17 protein-coding genes and 2 pseudogenes are annotated in these 19,012 nt (G+C 71.7%); 9 read left to right on the forward strand and 10 right to left on the reverse strand.

Annotated features, from left to right (window positions below):
- From Pma05_RS09175 to Pma05_RS09185, 3 genes are read left to right on the forward strand one after another with little or no spacing between them, the layout of a single operon-like run.
- Entirely contained in the window at positions 1-921 is a 921-nt protein-coding gene (locus Pma05_RS09175) for an ABC transporter permease (RefSeq protein ID WP_203856892.1), read from the forward strand.
- Positions 918-2,171, forward strand: a complete 1,254-nt coding sequence (locus Pma05_RS09180) for an ABC transporter ATP-binding protein (RefSeq protein ID WP_203856893.1) — start codon at positions 918-920, stop codon at positions 2,169-2,171. Before Pma05_RS09175 ends, Pma05_RS09180 begins: the two co-directional genes overlap by 4 nt.
- Positions 2,168-3,163: an ABC transporter ATP-binding protein gene (locus tag Pma05_RS09185; RefSeq protein ID WP_203856894.1), complete on the forward strand. Its 996-nt coding sequence runs from the start codon at positions 2,168-2,170 to the stop codon at positions 3,161-3,163. The genes Pma05_RS09180 and Pma05_RS09185 overlap by 4 nt, the downstream gene beginning before the upstream one ends.
- On the opposite strand, the gene Pma05_RS09190 is transcribed toward Pma05_RS09185, so the two are convergent.
- Entirely contained in the window at positions 3,160-3,795 is a 636-nt protein-coding gene (locus Pma05_RS09190; protein WP_203856895.1) for a carbonic anhydrase, read from the reverse strand. The two genes, Pma05_RS09185 and Pma05_RS09190, sit on opposite strands and share 4 nt — an antisense overlap.
- Before the next feature lie 323 nt (positions 3,796-4,118).
- Here Pma05_RS09190 and mgrA point away from each other — a divergent pair, with 323 nt between their 5' ends.
- A complete protein-coding gene (mgrA, locus tag Pma05_RS09195) occupies positions 4,119-5,114 on the forward strand; it encodes an L-glyceraldehyde 3-phosphate reductase (protein WP_203856896.1) in 996 nt (331 codons plus the stop codon).
- 32 nt (positions 5,115-5,146) lie between these two features.
- Here mgrA and Pma05_RS09200 read toward each other — a convergent pair whose 3' ends face one another.
- From Pma05_RS09200 to Pma05_RS09230, 7 genes are all read right to left on the reverse strand, one after another.
- Positions 5,147-6,055 carry an SDR family NAD(P)-dependent oxidoreductase gene (locus tag Pma05_RS09200; RefSeq protein ID WP_203856897.1) on the reverse strand — a complete coding sequence of 303 codons (909 nt, stop codon included), beginning with the start codon at positions 6,053-6,055 and terminating at the stop codon, positions 5,147-5,149.
- 107 nt (positions 6,056-6,162) lie between these two features.
- Positions 6,163-6,870: a response regulator gene (locus Pma05_RS09205; protein ID WP_239312028.1), complete on the reverse strand. Its 708-nt coding sequence runs from the start codon at positions 6,868-6,870 to the stop codon at positions 6,163-6,165.
- Positions 6,867-7,994 carry a sensor histidine kinase gene (locus Pma05_RS09210; RefSeq protein WP_203856898.1) on the reverse strand — a complete coding sequence of 376 codons (1,128 nt, stop codon included), beginning with the start codon at positions 7,992-7,994 and terminating at the stop codon, positions 6,867-6,869. The genes Pma05_RS09205 and Pma05_RS09210 overlap by 4 nt, the downstream gene beginning before the upstream one ends.
- Positions 7,991-8,575, reverse strand: a complete 585-nt coding sequence (locus Pma05_RS09215; protein WP_203856899.1) for a hypothetical protein — start codon at positions 8,573-8,575, stop codon at positions 7,991-7,993. Before Pma05_RS09215 ends, Pma05_RS09210 begins: the two co-directional genes overlap by 4 nt.
- Positions 8,572-9,708: a hypothetical protein gene (locus tag Pma05_RS09220; protein WP_203856900.1), complete on the reverse strand. Its 1,137-nt coding sequence runs from the start codon at positions 9,706-9,708 to the stop codon at positions 8,572-8,574. Before Pma05_RS09220 ends, Pma05_RS09215 begins: the two co-directional genes overlap by 4 nt.
- 14 nt (positions 9,709-9,722) lie before the next feature.
- Positions 9,723-10,136, reverse strand: a complete 414-nt coding sequence (locus Pma05_RS09225; RefSeq protein ID WP_203856901.1) for a hypothetical protein — start codon at positions 10,134-10,136, stop codon at positions 9,723-9,725.
- Entirely contained in the window at positions 10,133-11,497 is a 1,365-nt protein-coding gene (locus Pma05_RS09230; RefSeq protein ID WP_203856902.1) for a DUF8832 domain-containing protein, read from the reverse strand. The genes Pma05_RS09225 and Pma05_RS09230 overlap by 4 nt, the downstream gene beginning before the upstream one ends.
- 436 nt (positions 11,498-11,933) lie before the next feature.
- Between Pma05_RS09230 and Pma05_RS43935 the strand changes: the two are divergent.
- Positions 11,934-12,008: pseudogene (locus tag Pma05_RS43935) on the forward strand (hypothetical protein); the annotation flags it as partial.
- Positions 12,009-12,052: 44 nt separating this feature from the next.
- On the opposite strand, the pseudogene Pma05_RS43735 reads toward Pma05_RS43935, so the two are convergent.
- Positions 12,053-12,371: pseudogene (locus tag Pma05_RS43735) on the reverse strand (DUF4158 domain-containing protein); the annotation flags it as partial.
- A 262-nt stretch (positions 12,372-12,633) separates the two neighbouring features.
- On the opposite strand from Pma05_RS43735, the gene Pma05_RS09245 reads away from it, so the two are divergent.
- The 3 genes from Pma05_RS09245 (at position 12,634) to Pma05_RS09255 (ending at position 15,516) form a co-directional block, all read left to right on the forward strand.
- Positions 12,634-13,029, forward strand: a complete 396-nt coding sequence (locus Pma05_RS09245) for a hypothetical protein (protein ID WP_203856903.1) — start codon at positions 12,634-12,636, stop codon at positions 13,027-13,029.
- A 570-nt stretch (positions 13,030-13,599) separates the two neighbouring features.
- A complete protein-coding gene (locus Pma05_RS09250) occupies positions 13,600-13,917 on the forward strand; it encodes a hypothetical protein (protein WP_203856904.1) in 318 nt (105 codons plus the stop codon).
- A 45-nt stretch (positions 13,918-13,962) separates the two neighbouring features.
- The gene (locus Pma05_RS09255) at positions 13,963-15,516 is read left to right on the forward strand and encodes an FAD-dependent monooxygenase (protein WP_203856905.1); all 1,554 of its coding nucleotides are present in this window, start codon (positions 13,963-13,965) and stop codon (positions 15,514-15,516) included.
- On the opposite strand, the gene Pma05_RS09260 is transcribed toward Pma05_RS09255, so the two are convergent.
- Complete coding sequence (locus Pma05_RS09260; protein ID WP_203856906.1) at positions 15,412-16,170, reverse strand: HpcH/HpaI aldolase family protein; 759 nt, start codon at positions 16,168-16,170, stop codon at positions 15,412-15,414. The two genes, Pma05_RS09255 and Pma05_RS09260, sit on opposite strands and share 105 nt — an antisense overlap.
- A 269-nt stretch (positions 16,171-16,439) precedes the next feature.
- Between Pma05_RS09260 and Pma05_RS09265 the strand changes: the two genes are divergently transcribed.
- Positions 16,440-18,965 carry a M4 family metallopeptidase gene (locus tag Pma05_RS09265; protein WP_203856907.1) on the forward strand — a complete coding sequence of 842 codons (2,526 nt, stop codon included), beginning with the start codon at positions 16,440-16,442 and terminating at the stop codon, positions 18,963-18,965.
- Positions 18,966-19,012 lie beyond the last annotated feature (47 nt).

The raw sequence follows: 19,012 nt of genomic DNA on the forward strand, positions 1-19,012 counted from the left end.
ATGGCGACCATCGAGACCCCGCGGGACGTGACCGGCGAGGTCGTACCCGTGGTGGTGCCGACCCGGCGACCCCGCTGGCGTGGCCTGCTGCGGTCCCGCAAGCTGGCCGCCGGGCTGGCCGTCGTCGGCTTCTTCGCCGTGGTCGCCGTGCTCGGCCCGCTGCTGGTCGACGACCCGAACCTGGTCAGCGACGACCGGCTGCTCGCCCCCTCCGCCGAGCACCTGCTCGGCACCACCACCACCGGTCAGGACGTGTTCCGGCAACTCGTCGTCGCCACCCGGGGCTCGATGCTGGTCGGCCTGGTCGTCGGGCTGCTCGCCACCGTCGTCTCGGTGCTGGTCGGGGTCCTCGGCGGCTACGCCGGCGGGCACGCCGACGAGAGCCTGTCGCTGGTCAGCAACGTCTTCCTGGTGCTGCCGGGGCTGCCGCTGGTGGTCCTGATCACCGACTATGTGCAGACCCGGGGCGCGCTGGCCATCGCCCTGATCGTCTCGATCACCGCGTGGGCCGGCTCCGCCCGGGTACTGCGGGCCCAGACCCTGTCGCTGCGCTCCCGCGACTACGTCGACGCGGCCCGGGTCAGCGGCGAACCCGGTTGGCGGATCGTCACCTTCGAGATCCTGCCGAACCTGCTGCCGCTGATCGCCGCCCAGTTCGTCTTCGCGGTGATCGGCGGCATCCTCACCGAGGCCGCGCTGGCCTTCCTCGGCCTCGGCGGCGCCGGCTCGTGGGGCACGATGCTCTACTTCGCGCAGAACTCGCAGGCGCTGTCCCAGGGCGCCTGGTGGTGGTTCGTGCCGCCCGGGCTCTGCATCGCGCTGGTCGGCGCCGGACTCGCACTGATCAACTTCAGTCTCGACGAGCTGATCAACCCGAGGCTGCGGGTGGCCCGCCGCCCCCGACGGACCGGACCGGCATGACCCTCGACACCACCGCAGTCACCGGCACCGACGTGGTGCTGTCGGTCCGCGACCTGAGCGTCGTCTACGACGGTGCCGATCCGGTACGGGCGGTCCGGGACGTCAGCTTCGACCTGGCCCGGGGCGAGGTGCTCGGCATCGCCGGCGAGAGCGGCTGCGGCAAGTCCACCCTCGCCTACGCGATCACCCGACTGCTCAAGCCACCCGGCCGGGTCGCCTCCGGCGAGGTCGTCTTCCACCCCGCCGACGGTCCGCCGGTCGACCTGTCGACGCTGCACGGCGAGCCGCTGCGCCGGTTCCGCTGGAACCGGGTCGCGATGGTGTTCCAGGGGGCGATGAACGCCCTCAACCCGGTGCTCTCGGTACGCCGGCAACTCGCCGACGTCTTCACCGCGCACCGCCCCGAACTGCGCCGCGCCGAGCGGGAAGAACGCTGCCGGGAACTGCTCGACCTGGTCGGGATCGGCCCGGAACGGCTCTCGGCGTATCCGCACGAACTCTCCGGCGGGATGCGCCAGCGGGTGCTGATCGCGATGGCGATGGCGCTGCGCCCGGACGTGGTGGTGATGGACGAGCCGACCACCGCGCTGGACGTGGTGGTGCAGCGCGACATCCTGGAGGAGATCGACCGGCTCCGGGCCCGGTTCGGCTTCGCGGTCGTCTTCATCACCCACGACCTGTCCCTGCTGCTGGAGATCAGCGACCGGCTCGCCGTCATGTACGGCGGCCGGATCGTCGAGTACGGCCGCGCCGCCGACCTGCACGCCGCGCCGGCCCACCCGTACACGGTCGGGCTGCTGCGCTCGTTTCCCCGGCTGCGGGGCGAGCGGACGGTACTGCACGGCGTCCCCGGCAGCCCGCCGGACCTGTCCCGGCCGCTCACCGGCTGCGCGTTCACCGCCCGCTGCCCGTACGTCTTCGACGCCTGCCACCACACCGATCCGTCGCTGCGGGTCGCCGGTACCACCCGGGCCGCCTGCCTGCACTACGACCCGGCACTGCGCCCGGACGGCCCACCCGAGGCGCTGCGCGCCGGCCGGTTCGACTCCGGCCCTGCCGAGTGCGCGGTCGAGGAGGCCGGCGGCGACCCGCCGGTCGACACCACCGGGCGGCAGCCACGGCGCGAGGCCGCCGAGCCGCCGCAAGCGTCCACGGACCCGGTGACAGCACAGGCCGAGTCGGCACCGGAGCGCGACGGGGCGGCGCCGGAGACCGGGCCGTGGCCGCCGACCGGAGGTGGGACGCGATGACCACGCTGACGGTCAGCCAGCTCAGCAAGCATTTCCCGCTACGCGACGGGCGGCGCCGCCGCACCCTGCGGGCGGTCGACGGAGTCTCCTTCGAGCTGCGCTCCGGGCAGACGGTGGCGCTGGTCGGCGAGAGCGGCAGCGGCAAGTCGACCATCGCCCGGATGCTGGTCCGGCTGACCCGGCCGACCACCGGCGAGATCCGCCTCGACGGTATCCCGGTGGCCGCCGACCGCCGGGCGGTCCGCCGCTACCGCCGGGACGTGCAGATGGTGTTCCAGGACCCGTTCGGGTCGCTGAACCCGGCACACACCGTCGAATACCACCTGCGCCGGCCGCTGCGCCTGCACGGGGTCGCCCGGTCCGCCGGCGACGTCCGGGCGGCCGTGCACGACCTGCTGGCCCGGGTCAACCTCACCCCGGCCGACCAGGTCGCCCGCCGGCTGCCGCACGAACTCTCCGGCGGGCAGCGGCAGCGGGTCGCGATCGCCCGCGCCCTGGCGCCCCGGCCCCGGATCCTGCTCGCCGACGAGCCGGTGTCGATGCTCGACGTGTCGATCCGGCTGGAGATCCTCAACCTGATCGACCGGCTCAAGCGGGAGGAGGAGCTGGCCGTGCTGTACGTCACCCACGACCTCGCCACCGCCCGCTACTTCGCCTCGTCGATCATGGTGTTGTACCGGGGCCAGGTGGTCGAGTCCGGCCCCGCCGACGAGGTGATCCTGCGCCCCGCGCACCCGTACACCCAACTGCTGGCGTCGGCGGCACCGGACCCGGGCCGGCCGCGTAGCAGCACGCCGGGCGGGATGCGGGCGCTGCGCGGCGGGCAGCAGACGGCCACCGACAGCGGCGGCTGCCTGTTCCGGGACCGCTGCCCGGCCGCGATGCGGGTGTGCCACACCGAGGTGCCGGAGTTCCCGGTCGGCGCCGGGCACATGGCCCGGTGCTGGCTGCACCGGCCCGACGCCGGTCAGCTCCCGCCGCAGCCCCGTTAACCGCCGGTCGGGGCGGTGCCGGGTACCGTCACCGACACCCGGCCGTCGGCCAGTTGGTAGAACATCCCGACCACGTCACACCGGCCACCGGCGACCGCGTCGGCGAGCTCGGTACCCGGACGGGTGATCATCTCGACGGTGTGCCGGGTGTGTATCGCGGCGATCCCGGCGTCGTCGGTGATCTGCCGCGCCTGGGCGGCCTCGATGCTCGGGGTGACCCGCTCGACGATCGAGCCGAGTTCCCGACCCGGCAGCCGGGCACCGTCCCGGGCCGCCCGGGTGGCCTGGATCGCCCCGCACGAGTCGTGGCCGAGGACGACGACCAGCGGCGCCCCGAGCACCACCACCCCGTACTCGATGCTGGCGGTCACCTCCGCGCCGACGATGTGCCCGGCGGTGCGGACCACGAACAGGTCACCGAGCCCCCGATCGAAGATGATCTCGGCGGCGAGGCGGGAGTCGGAGCAGCCGAACACCACCGCGAACGGCCGTTGCGCCGCGGCGACCACCGCGCGGTGCTCGGCGTCCTGGTGCGGGTGGATCCGGGTACCGGCGACGAACCGCTCGTTACCGGAGAGCAGCTCGTCGAGCGCCTCGCTGGGTGTTGCCGGCCGGTGGTCCAGGTATGCCATGACGTCCCCTTTTCGACGGCACCACCCCGAGGTGGTGAACCGAGGTCGGCGCCTTCGGCGACCTGATGCCTACCGATCAGATACCACGGAACACCGCGCCGCCCCGCCCGGAGTTGGCCCGACCGTGATCGACGGAACACCAGGCGGCGCCCCGGGGAAGCCCGCGTACGAACAGGCTACGGCCTGTCTCCCACCCGCACCGGCCGGCACGCGGCCGGACCGGATCCCGACTCTCGCCACGCGGTCCGTCGTGACCGCAGGCGGGGCGCCGGGCGTGACCTCCGCGCGGTCGAGCCGCGGACAGGTTCAATAGGGTGGCGACCGTGACCTACCTTGCCGTGGACGACCGCTACGACTCGATGACCTACCGCCGGGCCGGCCGCAGCGGCCTGCGACTGCCCGCCATCTCGCTCGGACTCTGGCACAACTTCGGTGACGAGCGGCCGTGGCAGCGGCAGCGGGAGATCTGCCGCCGGGCGTTCGACCTCGGGGTGACCCACTTCGACCTGGCCAACAACTACGGCCCGCCGGCCGGCTCCGCCGAGGAGAACTTCGGCCGGACCCTCGCCGCCGACCTCGGCCCGTACCGCGACGAGCTGGTCATCTCCACCAAGGCCGGCTACTACATGTGGCCCGGCCCGTACGGCGAATGGGGTTCCCGCAAGTACCTGGTCTCGTCGCTGGACCAGTCGCTGCGCCGGATGGGCCTCGACTACGTCGACGTCTTCTACCACCACCGGCCCGATCCGGACACTCCGCTGGAGGAGACGATGGCGGCCCTGGACGCGGTCGTCCGGGCCGGCAAGGCCCTCTACGTCGGGTTGTCGAACTACACCTCGGAACAGACCCGGCAGGCCGCCGCGATCCTGGAACGCCTCGGCACCCCGCTGCTGATCTCGCAGCCGTCTTACTCGATGGTCAACCGGTGGATCGAGGCGGACCGGCTGCTCGACACCCTCGAAGAGGTCGGTGCCGGCTGCATCGCCTACAGCCCGCTCGCCCAGGGTGTGCTCACCGACCGCTACCTGGACGGCATCCCGGCCGGCTCACGGATCCGCACCAGCGTCTTTCTCAACGAGAGCGCCCTCGACGAGACCACCATGGCGACCGTACGGGCGCTGCACGCCATCGCCGAGCGGCGCGGCCAGTCCCTGGCTCAGCTCGCGCTCGCCTGGGCGCTGCGGGACTCCCGGATGACCAGCCTGATCATCGGTGCGAGCAGCGTCGCCCAGTTGGAGACGAACGTGGCCGCGCTGGACAACCTGACCCTGACCGACAGTGAACTCGCCGAGATCGGCGACCACCTGACCGTCGGCTGACTCCGGGCGATCACCACCCCTCGCCGCGCGGCTTACAGGTACGCCCGCAGCAGTTCCGCCGAGCGCTCCCACAACTGGGTCGCGAGCCGGGGATCGTCGGCCTGCGGATTGACCCTGGCGTCCCGGTGGAAGCCGTCGTAGTACGCACCGCTCGACCCGGCGACCTCGGGCGCGGCGGCGAGCCAGACCAGCGGCATGGCGCCCTGCTCACCGGTGAGCTGGATCCGCCGCAGCGGCGTACGGGCGACCAGTGGAGCCAGCCGGGAGCCGGAGGCGAAGTTGGTCGGCGTCGCCTCCGGCCTGGTGCCACCGGCACGCTTACCGGCCCGCCCCGGGTCGGGATGGAAGGACACCGCGTCGATGTCGACGGCGGCGGTACGCCGGGCGAGTTCCCGGGTGAACAGGACGTTCATCAGCTTGGTGGTGGAGTACGCGATCCAGCCTCCGCCGTACCGGCGCCGCTCCCATTCGAGGTCGTCGAGGCGGAGCCGGCCGAACCGGTTGCCGAGACTGGACGTGGTGACGATCCGGACCGGGGCCTGCCGGGCGGACTCGCGCAGCCGGGGCAGCAGCAGGTTGGTGAGCAGGAACGGGGCCAGGTGGTTGGCCTGGAACGTCAGTTCGTGCCCGTCGCCGGTGACCTGCCGGGTCGAGACCAGCGCCCCGGCATTGTTGGCGAGTATGTCGATGCGCGGACACCGGGCCAACAGGGTCTCCGCGAGCCGGCGGACCTCGGCGAGCCGACCGAAGTCGGCGACGATCGGCTCCACCCCGAGCCTGGCGGCGACCTCGGCGGTGCGCCGGGCGGACCGGCCGACCGGTACGACGGTCGCGCCCAACCCGGCCAGCCGGAGCGCGGCGGCGGCACCGATGCCGGAACTCGCCCCGGTCAGTACGACGGTCCGGCCGGTCATGTCGACATCGATCACGCGAGCAGCCATGAATCATCTCCGTCTTGAAATGAGACACTATCGTCTCACTCGCGGGACCGCCCCGTCAACGCGCCCACTCGGCGGCGGCCGGCAAAGGTGGCCGGCAAAGGCGCCCGTCAGAGGTGGTCGCGCAGCCGCGACCAGGCCAGGACCACCTGCACCCGGTCCGGAACACCGAGCTTGGCCAGCACGTTCGACACGTGCACCTTCACCGTGTAGCGGCTGATCGTGAGCCGCTGCGCGATCTCGTCGTTGGAGAGCCCGTCCGCGACCAGTTCGCAGATCTCCCGCTCACGCCCGGTGAGCCGATCCAGCGAGCGCAGCAGCGTCCAGTCCTGCGGCACCGCCAGCCGGGGCCGGAGCACCTCGACCAGCCGGGTCGTCGCCTCCGGGGCGAGCACCGCCTGACCGGACGCCACGATCCGGATCCCGTCGCGCAGCCGTTCGCCCGGGGCATCCTTCAACAGGAAACCGCTGGCGCCGGCCTGGAGCGCGGCGTACACGTAGCTGTCCAGGTCGTACGTGGTCAGGATCAGGACCCGACTGCGCGGCCCGTCGTCGGCAGAAGCCCGGGAGACGATCCGTCGGGTCGCCTCGATACCGTCCATCCCGGGCATCCGGATGTCCATCAACACCACGTCGGGACGGTGCTCCCCGACCAACTCCACCGCCTGCTCGCCGCTGGCAGCCGTACCGACCACCGTCAGCTCCGGTGCGACGTTGACGAGCCGGGTCAGCGCCTCCCGGAGCAACTGCTCGTCGTCGCAGACCAGCACCCGGACCGGAGTCACGACGGCGCCCGTACCCGTACCGGCAGCAGTCACGACGGCGCCTGTACCGGCAACAGCGCCCGTACGGCGAACCCGCCGTCCGGCAGCAGGCCGGCCTCGAACGACCCGCCGACGAGTTGGACCCGCTCCCGCATACCGGTCAGCCCGATGCCACCGCCGGTCGAGATCGGCCGCCGGTGTCTCGGCGCCGTGTTGCTGACCCGGACCACGAGTTCCCCCGGCGAAAAGGTGATCGACACGTCCACGTCCACCGCGCCCGCGTGCCGGACCACGTTGGTCAACGACTCCTGCACCACCCGGTAGGCCGCCAGCTCGACGCTGGCGGCCACCGGGCGGGCGGTACCGCAACGGCGGAGCCGGACCCGCGGGCCCCGCTCCGGCACGGCCCGGACCAACTCGTCCAACTGGGCCAACCCCGGCGGCACGGCCAGCGGGTCGTGGCCGTCGTCACCTCCGGCACTGCGGAGTACGCCGAGCAGCCGGCGCAACTCGGCCAGCGAGCCCCGCCCGGTCTCGGCGATCCGCCGCAGCGCGACCCGGGCCTCGGCCGCGTCCCCGGTCTCCGCCGTCGCGTCCGCGTCCAGCACCATCGCGGTGACCGCGTGGTTGAGGATGTCGTGCAGTTCCCGGGCCAGCAGGACCCGTTCCCGTTCCGCGGCCCGGGTCACCGCCAGTTCCCGTTCGACCATCAGCCGCCGGGAATAGGCGTCCAGCTCACGGATCCGGCCGCGCTGCCGGGCGCCCAGCCGGCCGATCGTCCAGAACCCGGACAGGATGACGGCGACGACCACGAACGCCGAGGCGCTGAGCGCCGGGTTGCTTCCCTTGGTCACCAGACTGAACACCAGGATCGACAGCAGTACGCCCAGCCCGAAGGCGATGCCGAGCCGCTGCTGACGCCGCCGTCCCCAGGCGCCGAGGCCGGCGACCGCCACCAGCACCCCGACGAAAATCGACTGGTGCACCAGCGCCAACACCAGCTCCAGCCCGGTCACCACGACCAGGACGGCCAGCGGAAAGCGCCGGTATCCCAGCAGCGCGACGGACTGGGCGACGGCCAGCCCGAACAGCCGCCAGTGCCCGTGAGCCGGCCCGTCGGCAACCGCGACGACCCAGGCGGCCAGCGCCGGAAGCCCGACGACCAGGCCGTCGCTCAACCACTCCAGCCCTCCAGACCGGCCCGCCGACGCAGCGGCCTGGTCCGGATCCAGCCGTACACCAGGAGGGGGACGATCGGGATCCAGGGGAGCACCGAGACGATCCAGCTCACCGCGAACGGCGGCCCCGGCGCCGGCTCCACCCGCAGCGGGAGGACGCCGGTCACCGTACCTTGTGGACTCTCCACCGTGAACTCGAATCGCCACGTGCCCTCCTCGGTCAGCGCGACGACGTCGAGACCCCACACGTCGCGCGCCCGGGGGTGCCTCGGCAGCACCAGTGCGTCGCCCCGCCGGTCGAGGCCGATCGTCCGGACCGCGTCCTCGGTCTCGCCAGACGGCGAGACTACCCGGAGCAGACCCGTACGGCCGTCGATGCCGCCCTCGGGCTCGAAGGTGAAGTCCAGGGAACGGTGCGACTCCAGTGGCCACCGGCTGAACGAGGCGGTCAGGGTCGACGCGCCGATCTGGACCCGTTCGGCGTGCACGATGTCGATCGGCGCCGGTGCCGCCGCGGCCGGTGCACCGGTCGCCACCACCAGCAGGACGGCCGCCGCACAGGTGGCCCACAGTCGCCTCATGCCGGTGCCCCGTCCAGGGCGAGCCCTGCCGGTCCGGTGCGGCCCGGTGCGGCCAACTCCCGGCCACGAACCAGGGCGGCGCAGCGCCAGCCGAACCAGCCCGTCGCGCCGGAGAGCAGGGCGGTGACCAGCAGGGTGACCGGCCGGTTGAGCCCCGACTCCAGGAACGCGTACATCAGGGCGGTGAGCAGGCCGGCGACCACCCCGAGGACCGGTACGACCCGGGTCGGCGCGGCGGCGCGGCGGCGGGCGTACCAGAGCACGGCCGCGACGAGCAGCATCACCACCGGGTACGCGGCCGGCAGGAAGATGCCCGGGGAGATGCCGGCGGCGTAGTCCCGGAACGGCATGTCGATCGCGTCCGCGTACCAGCGGGTGGCGGCCGGGGTGAAGAGGATGATCCCGACCTGCGTCGTGAGGAAGACGAGTCCACTGGCCAGCAGCCACCGCACGCTCCGGGTGACCCCGACCGCGAGACAGACGACCAGGGCGGACGCCACCCCCATCAGCACGGTACGCGGCCCGAGCGCCGGAAACACCCGGCTGACCGGATCCGACAGCACGTTCGCCAGCTGCGTCGAGCCCATCACCCCGACCGCGCAGGCTGCGGCGAACGCCCACCGCTGCCCCCGGCTCGGGCCGAGCACCGTGGCGGCCATCACCACCCCGACAAGCTCGGTGAAGATGCAGAGCGCGAGGCCGAGATGTGACGGGGTGGAGGCGAGCGCGATGTCGAAGCCGTAGAAGTCGTGCCACCACAGGTCGGCGACGCCGTACAGCAGGTTGCCGGCCGCGCCGACCCCGCCGACCAGGAACGGGAGCGGGGCCCGGAAGACCCCGAACACCCGTACCGCCGGGCGGTCGCCGTCCAGGCCGGGCCGCCAGGTGTTCACCAGGACCACGGTGAGGCAGGTCAGGCCCATGATCGCGGTACCGGAATAGAGCAGCAGGTGCGGCGCGGTCCAGAAGTTGTCCGGTCCCACGTCGTTGTGCCACTGCCCGTCCCAGGTCAGCCCGAGCAGCAGGCTGAGGTACCCCGCGAGCAGGAACCAGGCGCCGATCACCTCCCGGCGTGGACGGCCGGAGCCGGCGGTCGCCGCCGGTTCGGACCCACCGGATTGCAGCACGGTCATGCTCTCTCCCTTTCCTATCGCTGGACGGAAATGCCGATGGTGACGGCGTCGGCGCCGGCGGCACCGTGGATCCGGATCGTCAGCTCCCAGGCGCCGGGCATGGCGAAGAACTCGCCCCGGGCCCGGAACCGGCCGGGCCGCTCGGGTTCGGCGGCAATCTCCGGCATCGCGTGGCCCATGCTCGGCATCGCCGCCGAGAGCGACACCACCGTGCCGGCCGCCGCCGGTACACCACCGGACGCGACGTCGAGGTCGGCCTCGACAACTCCGGTACGGGCCGGCACCAGCGCGATGCTGACCGCGTACCGCTCGCCGGAGCCGGTCAGCCGGGCCGGCGCGGAGTCGGACCCGACGGCACCGACGACCCGGAGCACCCCGACGGTGGCGGCCAGCACCAGCAGGACCAGGAGCAGGCGGGCCCGCTTCATGCCGCCCCCGGCCCGGGTACGACGTCGACGACGAACGGCACCGTGACGATCTCGAAGTTCCGGACGTACTGCGTCCAGGCCAGGTAGCGGCCGGGGGCGGGGAAGCTGAAGGTGAACCGCAGCCGCGGCCCGTACCCGCCGACGGTGTCGTCCGGTGCCTGACCGGTGCCCGACATCGCCATCGCCATCGCCATCGACCCCGACTCGTGTACGTGGCCGAGGAAGTCGCCCCGCTGGTTCCGTACGATCAGGTGCCCCGCCATCCCCAGCCAGGACTGTAGGTCGGCGTGCCCGGTGTCGACCTCGACCAGGGTCGGCCGGCCAACGACGGGCCGCTGCGGGCTGGTCGTCACCACCACCCCGGCCTCCGGTACGGCCGTCCCGGCCCGGGCCTCGCCCGCGACGGTGAACTCCCCGGTCAGCAACTGCGCGCCGGAGTCGAGCCGTTCGACCTCCACCGCCGCCAGATACCGGCCGGGTCGGTCGACCCGCAACCCGACGGCGAGCCGGCCGGCAGCGGTCCTCAGTGGATGGGCGTGCCGGAAGAAGCCGCCGTCCTGACTGGTCACCACCAGGTGGCCCAGCGCCGCGTGGTGCGGGACGAGATCGTCCACCGGCCGCCCGGTCGCGCCGTCGAACAGGTCCAGCCGCAGCGTGAACTCCTCGCCGGCCCGGGGCACGGCCGGATCGGTACCGACGACCGGCTCGACGTACGGGCGGCCGGCCGGCACCGTCCCGGCCGCCCGTACGGCCGCCGCTGCGCCATCGGGCGGCACCGGTGGCAGTTGTGCCGACATCACCGCGACGGTGAACGCGACCACGAGCGCGACGACCGCGCCGCCACCGAGGGCGGTCGCTGGCAGCCGCCGGGACGCGGCGGCGGTGAACAACGCCCCGACCAGCAGGAGCGCGGCGACCCCGAACGCCACATGCCCGGCCAGGACCCAGGGCGCGACCCGGGGCCGCAACACCCGGAACGGCAGGATCGACCGCTCCGCGCCGGCCCGGAGTTCCAGCTCGTGTGCCCCGGTCTGGGTCACCCGCAGAGTGCTGGGATAGGTGCCGGCCCGGGCCTGCACCAGGTGCACGGTGCCGGTACTGGCCCGCTGCCCGGTGCCGGGACCGACCGCCAGACCGACGGCCAGGTCCCGGACCGGCTGGTGCGCGATCACGTCGACGTACAGCGGTCCGGGGACCTGCCGGGCGTACCGGATCACCACCGTCAACTCGACGCTGCCGATGGTCTGGGCCAGGCGTACGTCGTCGGTGTCGGCACCGCCGTGCGCCGCCGCCGGGGCCGGCCAGCCGAGCACCACGACGAGGCCGAACACGAGGACGGTGCCGAACAGCCGGGTGAGCATGCGCAAACACTAGGAATTCGCGCTGCCGCGCACATAGGGCCCGGGAACTGACCCTGGCTAGTTCCCAGGAACTATCCCGACGGGCCGGTCCGGGACCGGGACGCCGCCGGTCGAGCAACCCGAACCGGTGCGTGGCTCCTCGGTTAGTGTCTAGGTTGTGGCGCGGCAACATCGAATCCCTGATGGTCGGGTTCCCGAGTGCAAGAGACTCATCGGGCGAAGATCGAGCGAGCCGCCCAGGCCGGCGGCCGGCAGTGGGGCGTCCGACCGTGGCTGAGCGGATCTTGATTACCGGCGCCACCTGTCACCTGGGGTCGCGTGTGGCCGAGCGCGCAGCAGCTGCGGGTGGTCGGTCGTCGGCACCTACCTGCGCGCCGCCAGTGAGGTTGCTGACGAGCAGTTGGACGTCCGAGACGCTGCCGCGGTTCGTGCGCTGGTGCGCCGGTTCCGTCCGGATGTGGTGATCCATACCGCTGCCGGCCGAGGTGACTGGCGGGTCATCGCCGATGGCGCCGCCCACGTCGCGGTGGCCACGGCTACGCAGGGCAGTCGCGTGGTCCAGATGATCCGTACGGGTCTGCTCCCGCTCGCCGTACGCCCGCAGCTCACCCATCGCGATCCCGAGCCGCTGCGACAACCGGCCCACCGCGGCGGCCGGCGCCGCCGACACCTCATCGGGCACGAACCCGAGTCACGGCAGCGTCCACAACTGGACCGCCACGCCCAGCACGTTGCGGCCCGTACGGAACTGGCGCACGAACACCTCGTCCGCACCGGTCAACGTGAAGTACCGGATCAGCTCAGCCCGGTTGAGCTCCGGGAAGCCCCGAAGCCGCGCCAGTTCCTCCGCCGAGAACACGTCCTGAGTCGCCACGAACCCACCACCTGAGCATCGACCGTCACCAAACGGGACGGGACGCTACGGCCCGGGTCAGAGCTTGATCAACCCTCAGTTCTTGGCGTTGTTTTGGTCTGGAAACTACGGGAGGGCCCGCCCGCGTCGCCGGCGCCCAGTGGAGGAATGCCTCCAGCAGGGCGAACAACGTCCACCCGAACATGGAGTTTGGGGGAGCACCTCCGTCCGGTTAGGGTACATCGACGTAACAAGATCCGTTCCCCGGAAGAGGAGTTGCAGCATGAGGCTGAAAAGATGGCGTGCCTATGTGGTGGCGACCATGGTGGCGACTCTCAGCGTGGTGGTCGGACTGCAGGCTCCGGCCGCGGCGGAAGAGCACACCATCTATGTGACCGGTGGCTACGGAGTGTTCAATGACGACCCGTACGGGCCGTGGCCCGGTGACGCGATTCGGGCTTGCGACACTTATAGCGACGGGTGGGGAATCGAGGTCCGAATGGACATCAGCAACAACGGCAGTTGGGACCTTATCATCAGCACCCGGGGTCACAATGCGATCTACTGCACCGATTACCACAGCAAGAACGCGGTCGAGAATGACTTCATTCGCATCCGCGTTACCCCGGTGAGGGGCGATGAGAGAGGGCAATGGACCGAAGCGATCCGTCGCGCCTGACAGAGGGACCTGCTTACCAGAGTCTGGGTGGGGACCGTCCTTAGGAGTCCCTGACGCGGGCAGTGTGGGCGTGGGTGTCGTACCCGCAGTCCCGGTAAGCGCGGCGGTGCCCTGTGGAGAGGTCTCTTCGCAGGGCACCGCTGAAGCCCGCGTCGTCCTGCACGGTTCGGTCGCCAGACTTGCTGACGGGCGTCCTGCTGACCGCCGCCGGGTACGCGATCCTGCGCAGCGGAGTCCTGCCACGCTGGACCGGCCTCCGACGGGCCACGTAGTTGCGCACCGTCGAGTACGACGCCTCGGTGAAACTATGCTCAATCGCCAGACGGTCATATCGGGAGGCCGGGGTGTTCACGCGTGTCGAGTTGAACCGTGTTCGCACAGGCCCGCAGGTCCGGGCGGCCAAATCAGAGCCACGGCGACCCACGATGAACATGATCGGTCACAAGACCATGCTCGGCCGGCCCGTCGGCACGTGCACGCCCTGGCGGCCGGCTGACGTCGGCGTCAGCGTTCACGGAAGGTGACGATGGTTGCGCCCGGACGCGCCCGCACGGCGGCAGATCCGCGCACGTGACCGTGGGCTTGCTGCTCGCCATCTCCTTCGGCGGCGCCCCAGTCGTGCTCGTCGGCCCGCTCTACACCGCCCGCAACTACCGACTCAGCCACCGAGGCCAGGTCACCGACCGGCTCACCAACGCCCTGGAACGCCTCGGCTCCGACTGGGCTGGCCGGTCAGGTCGGCCATCTTCTCGCCGACCAGCCCATCACCGTCCTGCGTTCGGGCACGACGAACTCGCCGCGCTGGTCGGGGACCTCGGCCCGACCGACCTGGTCCGGCGAGGGGCCGTCGTCCGACGTGAGGTACTGGCGGAACAAGTCGGATCTTGAGCACACCATGGGACGGCGGAATTCCGCTGGCTAGCTTTGCCGGCTATGGGGGACAACAGAACAGTACCGGTGATCATCGTCGGGTGTGGACCGACCGGAGCGACCGCCGCACTCGAACTGGCGCATTATTCCGTTCCGTCCATTGTGCTCGACTCGGGCGCCGAAAGGCCGCAGGGATCACGCGCGATCGCCATTCATCGCACCGCGCTTGCAGTCTGGGAGAAGCTCGGCTGCGTCGAGCCGATGTTGGCGCGGGGCATCGCCTGGCGTACCCGGAGAACCTATTTCCGGCAGCACGAGATGCAGACCCAGACCGCAGCCGCACCGGCGCCCGGAGAACTACCGCCCTTCCTCAACCTGCCGCAGCACGAGACCGAACGCCAACTGCTGGCGGCGATGGCCCGTTCACCCCTGGTCGACCTGCGCTGGCAGCACACCGTGGTCGGGCTGCACCAGGACGCCGACGGGGTCACCGTCACCGCGCGGACACCGTCCGGCCCGGTGTCGATCCGGGGCCGATACCTGCTGGCCTGCGACGGCGCGCGCAGCGCCACCCGCAAACTGCTCGGGCTCGACTTCCCGGGCCGGACGTATCCGGACCGGTTCCTGATCGCCGACATCCGCGCGAAGTTGCCCTTTCCGGCCGAGCCGCGGTTCTTCTTCGACCATCCCGCCAACCCCGGGCACAACATCCTCGTCCACCCGCAGCCGGACGACGTGTGGCGCGTCGACTGGCAACTCGGCGGCGACGCGGCCGTCGAGGACGAGCGCTCCCCCGAGGCGATGGACAGCCGGATCCGGGCGCTGATCGGGGATCTGCCGTATGAGCTGGTGTGGCTGACCGACTACCGCTTCCACCAGCGTCTGCTGCGCCGGCTCCGGCACGGCCGGGTCTTCCTGCTCGGAGACGCCGCGCACCTGGTCGCGCCCTTCGGGGCACGGGGCATGAACGGCGCCATCCACGACGTGGAGAACCTGTGCTGGAAGCTCGCCTACGTGCTGACCGGCCGCGCCGGGCCGGACCTGCTCGAGACGTACCAGACCGAACGCTGGGCGGCGCAGCGGCACAACCAGGAGGTCACCGAGGCCACCATGCGGTTCATGGCGCCCCGGACCCGCTGGCAGCGCCTGCGCCGGAACGTGATCCTGCGACTGCGACTCCGGCGGCTCGTCGACAGCGGCAGGATGAGCACGCCGTACACGTACGCCACGTCGCCGCTGTCCCTGGCCGACGACGTAGCGAACTGGGGCGGGGCACCCGCGCTCGGGTCCAAGCTGGTACCCGCGGATCCGGACGTACGCCGACGGCTGGGGCACGGCTTCACCGCCCTGTACTCTTCGCCCGAGCCGGTCGACGCCGTCGGTGTCGTGACGATGCCGCCCGACGAGGTGTCGCCACCGGGCACCTGCTACCTGCTGCGGCCGGACGGACACGTCGCGGCACGGCGGCGGGACATCGCGCCCGCCGCCCTGCCCGCCCTGGTACGGACGGTGCTAGGCGAGCCGGTCCCGCACACCCTGGCTCAGCACGGCCACGTCGGTGGCGACGTTGACCATGACGAAGCCCTGCTCGAGCCGCTCGGCGGCCGCCTCGGGTGACGAGCAATAGATTCCTGCCGGCAGCCCGGCCGCCCTGGCCGCGCGCAGGATCTCGTCCAGCGCCTGGCGGAAGGCCGGATCGCGGCTGTCCGAATCCGGACCCAGGCCCAGCGAGATCGCGAGGTCGACGGGGCCGACGAACACGCCGTCGAGTCCCGGCACACCGCAGATCGCGTCGAGGTGATCCAGAGCCGCACGGTTCTCGATCTGCACCATCGCGATGGTCTGCTCGTTGGCGACACGCAGGTAGTCCGGCGCGGCCACATCGAAGGCGAGCCCTGCCCAGGCGCTGCCGAAGCTGCGCTGCCCGACCGGCGGGAACTTCGCCGCCGCCACGAACGCCTCCGCCTCGGCGCGAGTGTTGACCATCGGGCCGATCACGCCCCACGCACCCGCGTCCAGGGCGCGTTTGACGTTCTCCACACCCGGGCTCGCCAGCCGTACCAGCGGTGCCGGGCCGCGGGCGTCGGCGATCGTCGCCACCATCCGGGTCATCGTCTCCGCACCCACCGGGGCGTGCTCGACGTCGACAACCAGCCAGTCCGCCGGCATCCGTGCCATCAGCCGGGCGGATTCCACGCTGGGCAACGCCAACCACACTCCGCGGACCGGCTCGCCCCGCCGCATCCGATCCTTCAACGTGTTCCCCCGCATCCGCCCGAGCCTATACCCGGGTCGGCGGTCACCGGCGGGTCGATCGTGGTGCCTGCCCCGACGGGCCCAACCGACCACGCCGACGGACCGGGTCAAGGCCGGCCCGCTCCGAAAATACTTGCCTAGGGGTCTGTGCTCGTTGACACTATCCTTCATCGATCGACTGCGACCTGCCTGATCGCCCGATCCACCGTGGAGTCTCTGTGTCTGGTTGTCGACGTCTGTTTGGACCCTGGTCACGGGTTGCCGGCGAGGCTCTGGCCGCGGCGTTGCTGACCATCGCCTGTTGCTGGCTGGTACTGACAATTCTGGGCGGCGGTGCGGCCGACGCCGGCCCGATCGGCGCCTTCCTCGCCCGTGACCTGCCCGGACTCGCTGCGGCGGTTGCCGCGAGTACCGGAGCGCCGGTCGACTGGACCCTGGCCGGATCCGGCGGTCGGCTGTATCCGGTCTCGATGCTGCTGTCGGGTTCAACCCTGTCCCTGCTGGCGGTCGGCCCGGCTGCGGGCGTCACGCTGCTCGCCTGGCGGGTCCGCCGCCGCGCCTACGGCCACCCGGTCCAGGCTGCCGGCGTTGCCGTCGGGTACGCCGCACTGATCGCCGCTTTCGCCGCCATCGGCGCCGGGGTGGGCAGCGATCCGCTGGTACGGCTGGCCGCGCCGGCCGGGCTCGCCGGGCTCGCCGCGCTGGCCTGGGCCGGCACCGCGTTGCTGCTCAGCGCTGCGGCACCGAACCGGCCCTGGCGCCGGGTCGGTCGGGCCCGCGTGGCCGTGTTCGCAGCCGTGCTGCTGCTGATCCCGACCGTGGTCCCGCCGTCGGCGCAGGCGCAGCCGGTGACCACGGACCGGGTGGTGCCGTTCGGCGCCGATGCCTCGCCGCCACCCGTCGGGTACCGGCGCTCCGGGGTCGCGGCGGCGCTCTCCCGGCTCCGCGCCGAGCAGGGCTCCGATCCGGTCGTCTCGTACGAGCCCTGGCGGGGCACCCCGTCGATGGTGAGCCTGCGCAGCCGGGTCGACGGCGACGTGACCGGGTGGTTGCGCCGTAACTCCGGCCTGTTCGGTGTCCCCGACGCGGCTGCCCAACTCCGCCCACTGCGCGAGGAGCGGGAGCCGACCGGCGAGCGGCACCTCTGGTATGAGCAGTACGTCGACGGGGTGCCCGTGTTCGGCTCACGCGTCGGCGTGCACCTGGACACCACCGGTCGCTACGTGGAGTTCTTGACCAACGCGCTGGAGCCGGCGCTGGCGGTCACCGGCGCCCCGGCCAGCGTCCCGGCAGCGACCGCCATCGGCACCGCCGCCAAGGCGCTGCCGCAGGGCCGGCTGGTCGAGCCGGCGAAGCGCTACCTGCTGCCGGCCGGCGCCGACCCGGGCCGCAGCACGCCGACCGTACTGGCCTGGCACGTCTGGCTCACCGACGACAAAGGACTGTCCACGTCGTACTTCGTCGACGCGACCTCCGGCCGGCTCGTCTACGCCCTGCCCCGGACCGCACACGCGAAGAAACGTTCCATCTACGACCTGAACAAGCTCAGCGAGGACAAGATCCCGGCGTTTCCCGTACGCACCGAGGGCGAGGGCCGGTCCGGGATCGCCGACGTCGACGAGGCGTACGACAATCTCGGCCACACGTACGACTACTACCACGACACCTTCGGCCGGGACAGCTTCGACGGGAACGGTGCCACGCTGCGCACACTGGTCCGGGTGCGACAGAACGTCAACGAGCCGATGCGCAACGCGATGTTCGTGCCGGGCGGCATCGACACGATGATCTTCGGCGAGGAGATGACGAAGCTGGACGTGGTGGCGCACGAACTCACCCACGGGGTGACCTTCCACAGCGCCGACCTCTGGTACATGTACCAGTCCGGCGCGCTCAACGAGAGCTTTTCCGACATCTTCGGCGAGGCGATCGAGCACTTCGCCACGGGCAGGAACGACTGGTTGATCGGCGCCAGCATCCCGGGCGGTGCACTGCGCAGCATGGCCGACCCGCCGCAGTACGGCGACCCGGGCCACTACACCGACTTCGAGCGGAGCTGTCTCGACCTGGGTGGCGTGCACACCAACAGCGGCATCCAGAACAAGGCCTTCTACCTGCTGGCCAAGAGCATCGGCATCGAGAAGGCGGCGAAGCTCGCGTACCGCACGTTGACCACGTACCTGGCGCCGAGGGCCCGGTTCACCGACTCCCGGGTCGGCTTCATCGAGTCGGCGAACAAGCTGTTCGGCAAGGGCTCGAAGGAGGCGACGGAGGCGGCGGCGGCATGGACCGCGGTCGGTGTGGACGGCGTCTACGAGCAGCCCCGACAGGACTGTCTGTGCATCGCCGACACGTCACTGACCGGCGCCGGTCCGGAGGGGATGGATCCGCAGGGACCGAACGTGGACGCGGTGCTCGGCGCGCTGCTGCACGTGCGGGACCTGTTCAGTGACGCGCGTACGCCCGCGCTGCGGCACTACGAGGTCGTCTACGCGCACGGCGGCGACCGCGCGATCGAGCTGATGACCGCTGACGACGGCCTCCGGCGTCGCACCGCGCACGCGCTCCAGACGCTGCAACCGGTGCTGCGTACCGTCGGGACGTCCGAGGGGGACACCACGCCGGTTACCGCGGCCATGCTCTCCGAACTGGAGACGCTGCTGCGCGACTACGCCGCGGCGGACCGGACGGCAGGCGGCGGCGGGCTGGCCAGCACCATCGAGAGCGAACTGGCCAAGGCGAACATCCAGCAGCTCGCCGGGCAACCCGCCAACCAGGCGCTCGCGTTGCTCGACGAGCGGGTCGGCTGACCCGGTTCCGGCCTCCTGCCGACGGTGGCGGGCGTGAGCGCGCCCGC

This window comes from Plantactinospora mayteni, assembly GCF_016862935.1.
Classification (GTDB): Bacteria; Actinomycetota; Actinomycetes; order Mycobacteriales; family Micromonosporaceae; genus Plantactinospora; species Plantactinospora mayteni.

Coding starts and splice junctions, on each gene's coding strand:
- Pma05_RS09175 (WP_203856892.1), top strand. CDS start 1: ATGGCGACCATCGAGACCCCGCGGGACGTGACCGGCGAGGTCGTACCC.
- Pma05_RS09180 (WP_203856893.1), top strand. CDS start 918: ATGACCCTCGACACCACCGCAGTCACCGGCACCGACGTGGTGCTGTCG.
- Pma05_RS09185 (WP_203856894.1), top strand. CDS start 2,168: ATGACCACGCTGACGGTCAGCCAGCTCAGCAAGCATTTCCCGCTACGC.
- Pma05_RS09190 (WP_203856895.1), bottom strand. CDS start 3,795: ATGGCATACCTGGACCACCGGCCGGCAACACCCAGCGAGGCGCTCGAC.
- Pma05_RS09200 (WP_203856897.1), bottom strand. CDS start 6,055: ATGGCTGCTCGCGTGATCGATGTCGACATGACCGGCCGGACCGTCGTA.
- Pma05_RS09215 (WP_203856899.1), bottom strand. CDS start 8,575: ATGAGGCGACTGTGGGCCACCTGTGCGGCGGCCGTCCTGCTGGTGGTG.
- Pma05_RS09220 (WP_203856900.1), bottom strand. CDS start 9,708: ATGACCGTGCTGCAATCCGGTGGGTCCGAACCGGCGGCGACCGCCGGC.
- Pma05_RS09225 (WP_203856901.1), bottom strand. CDS start 10,136: ATGAAGCGGGCCCGCCTGCTCCTGGTCCTGCTGGTGCTGGCCGCCACC.
- Pma05_RS09230 (WP_203856902.1), bottom strand. CDS start 11,497: ATGCTCACCCGGCTGTTCGGCACCGTCCTCGTGTTCGGCCTCGTCGTG.
- Pma05_RS09245 (WP_203856903.1), top strand. CDS start 12,634: ATGAGGCTGAAAAGATGGCGTGCCTATGTGGTGGCGACCATGGTGGCG.
- Pma05_RS09255 (WP_203856905.1), top strand. CDS start 13,963: ATGGGGGACAACAGAACAGTACCGGTGATCATCGTCGGGTGTGGACCG.
- Pma05_RS09260 (WP_203856906.1), bottom strand. CDS start 16,170: ATGCGGGGGAACACGTTGAAGGATCGGATGCGGCGGGGCGAGCCGGTC.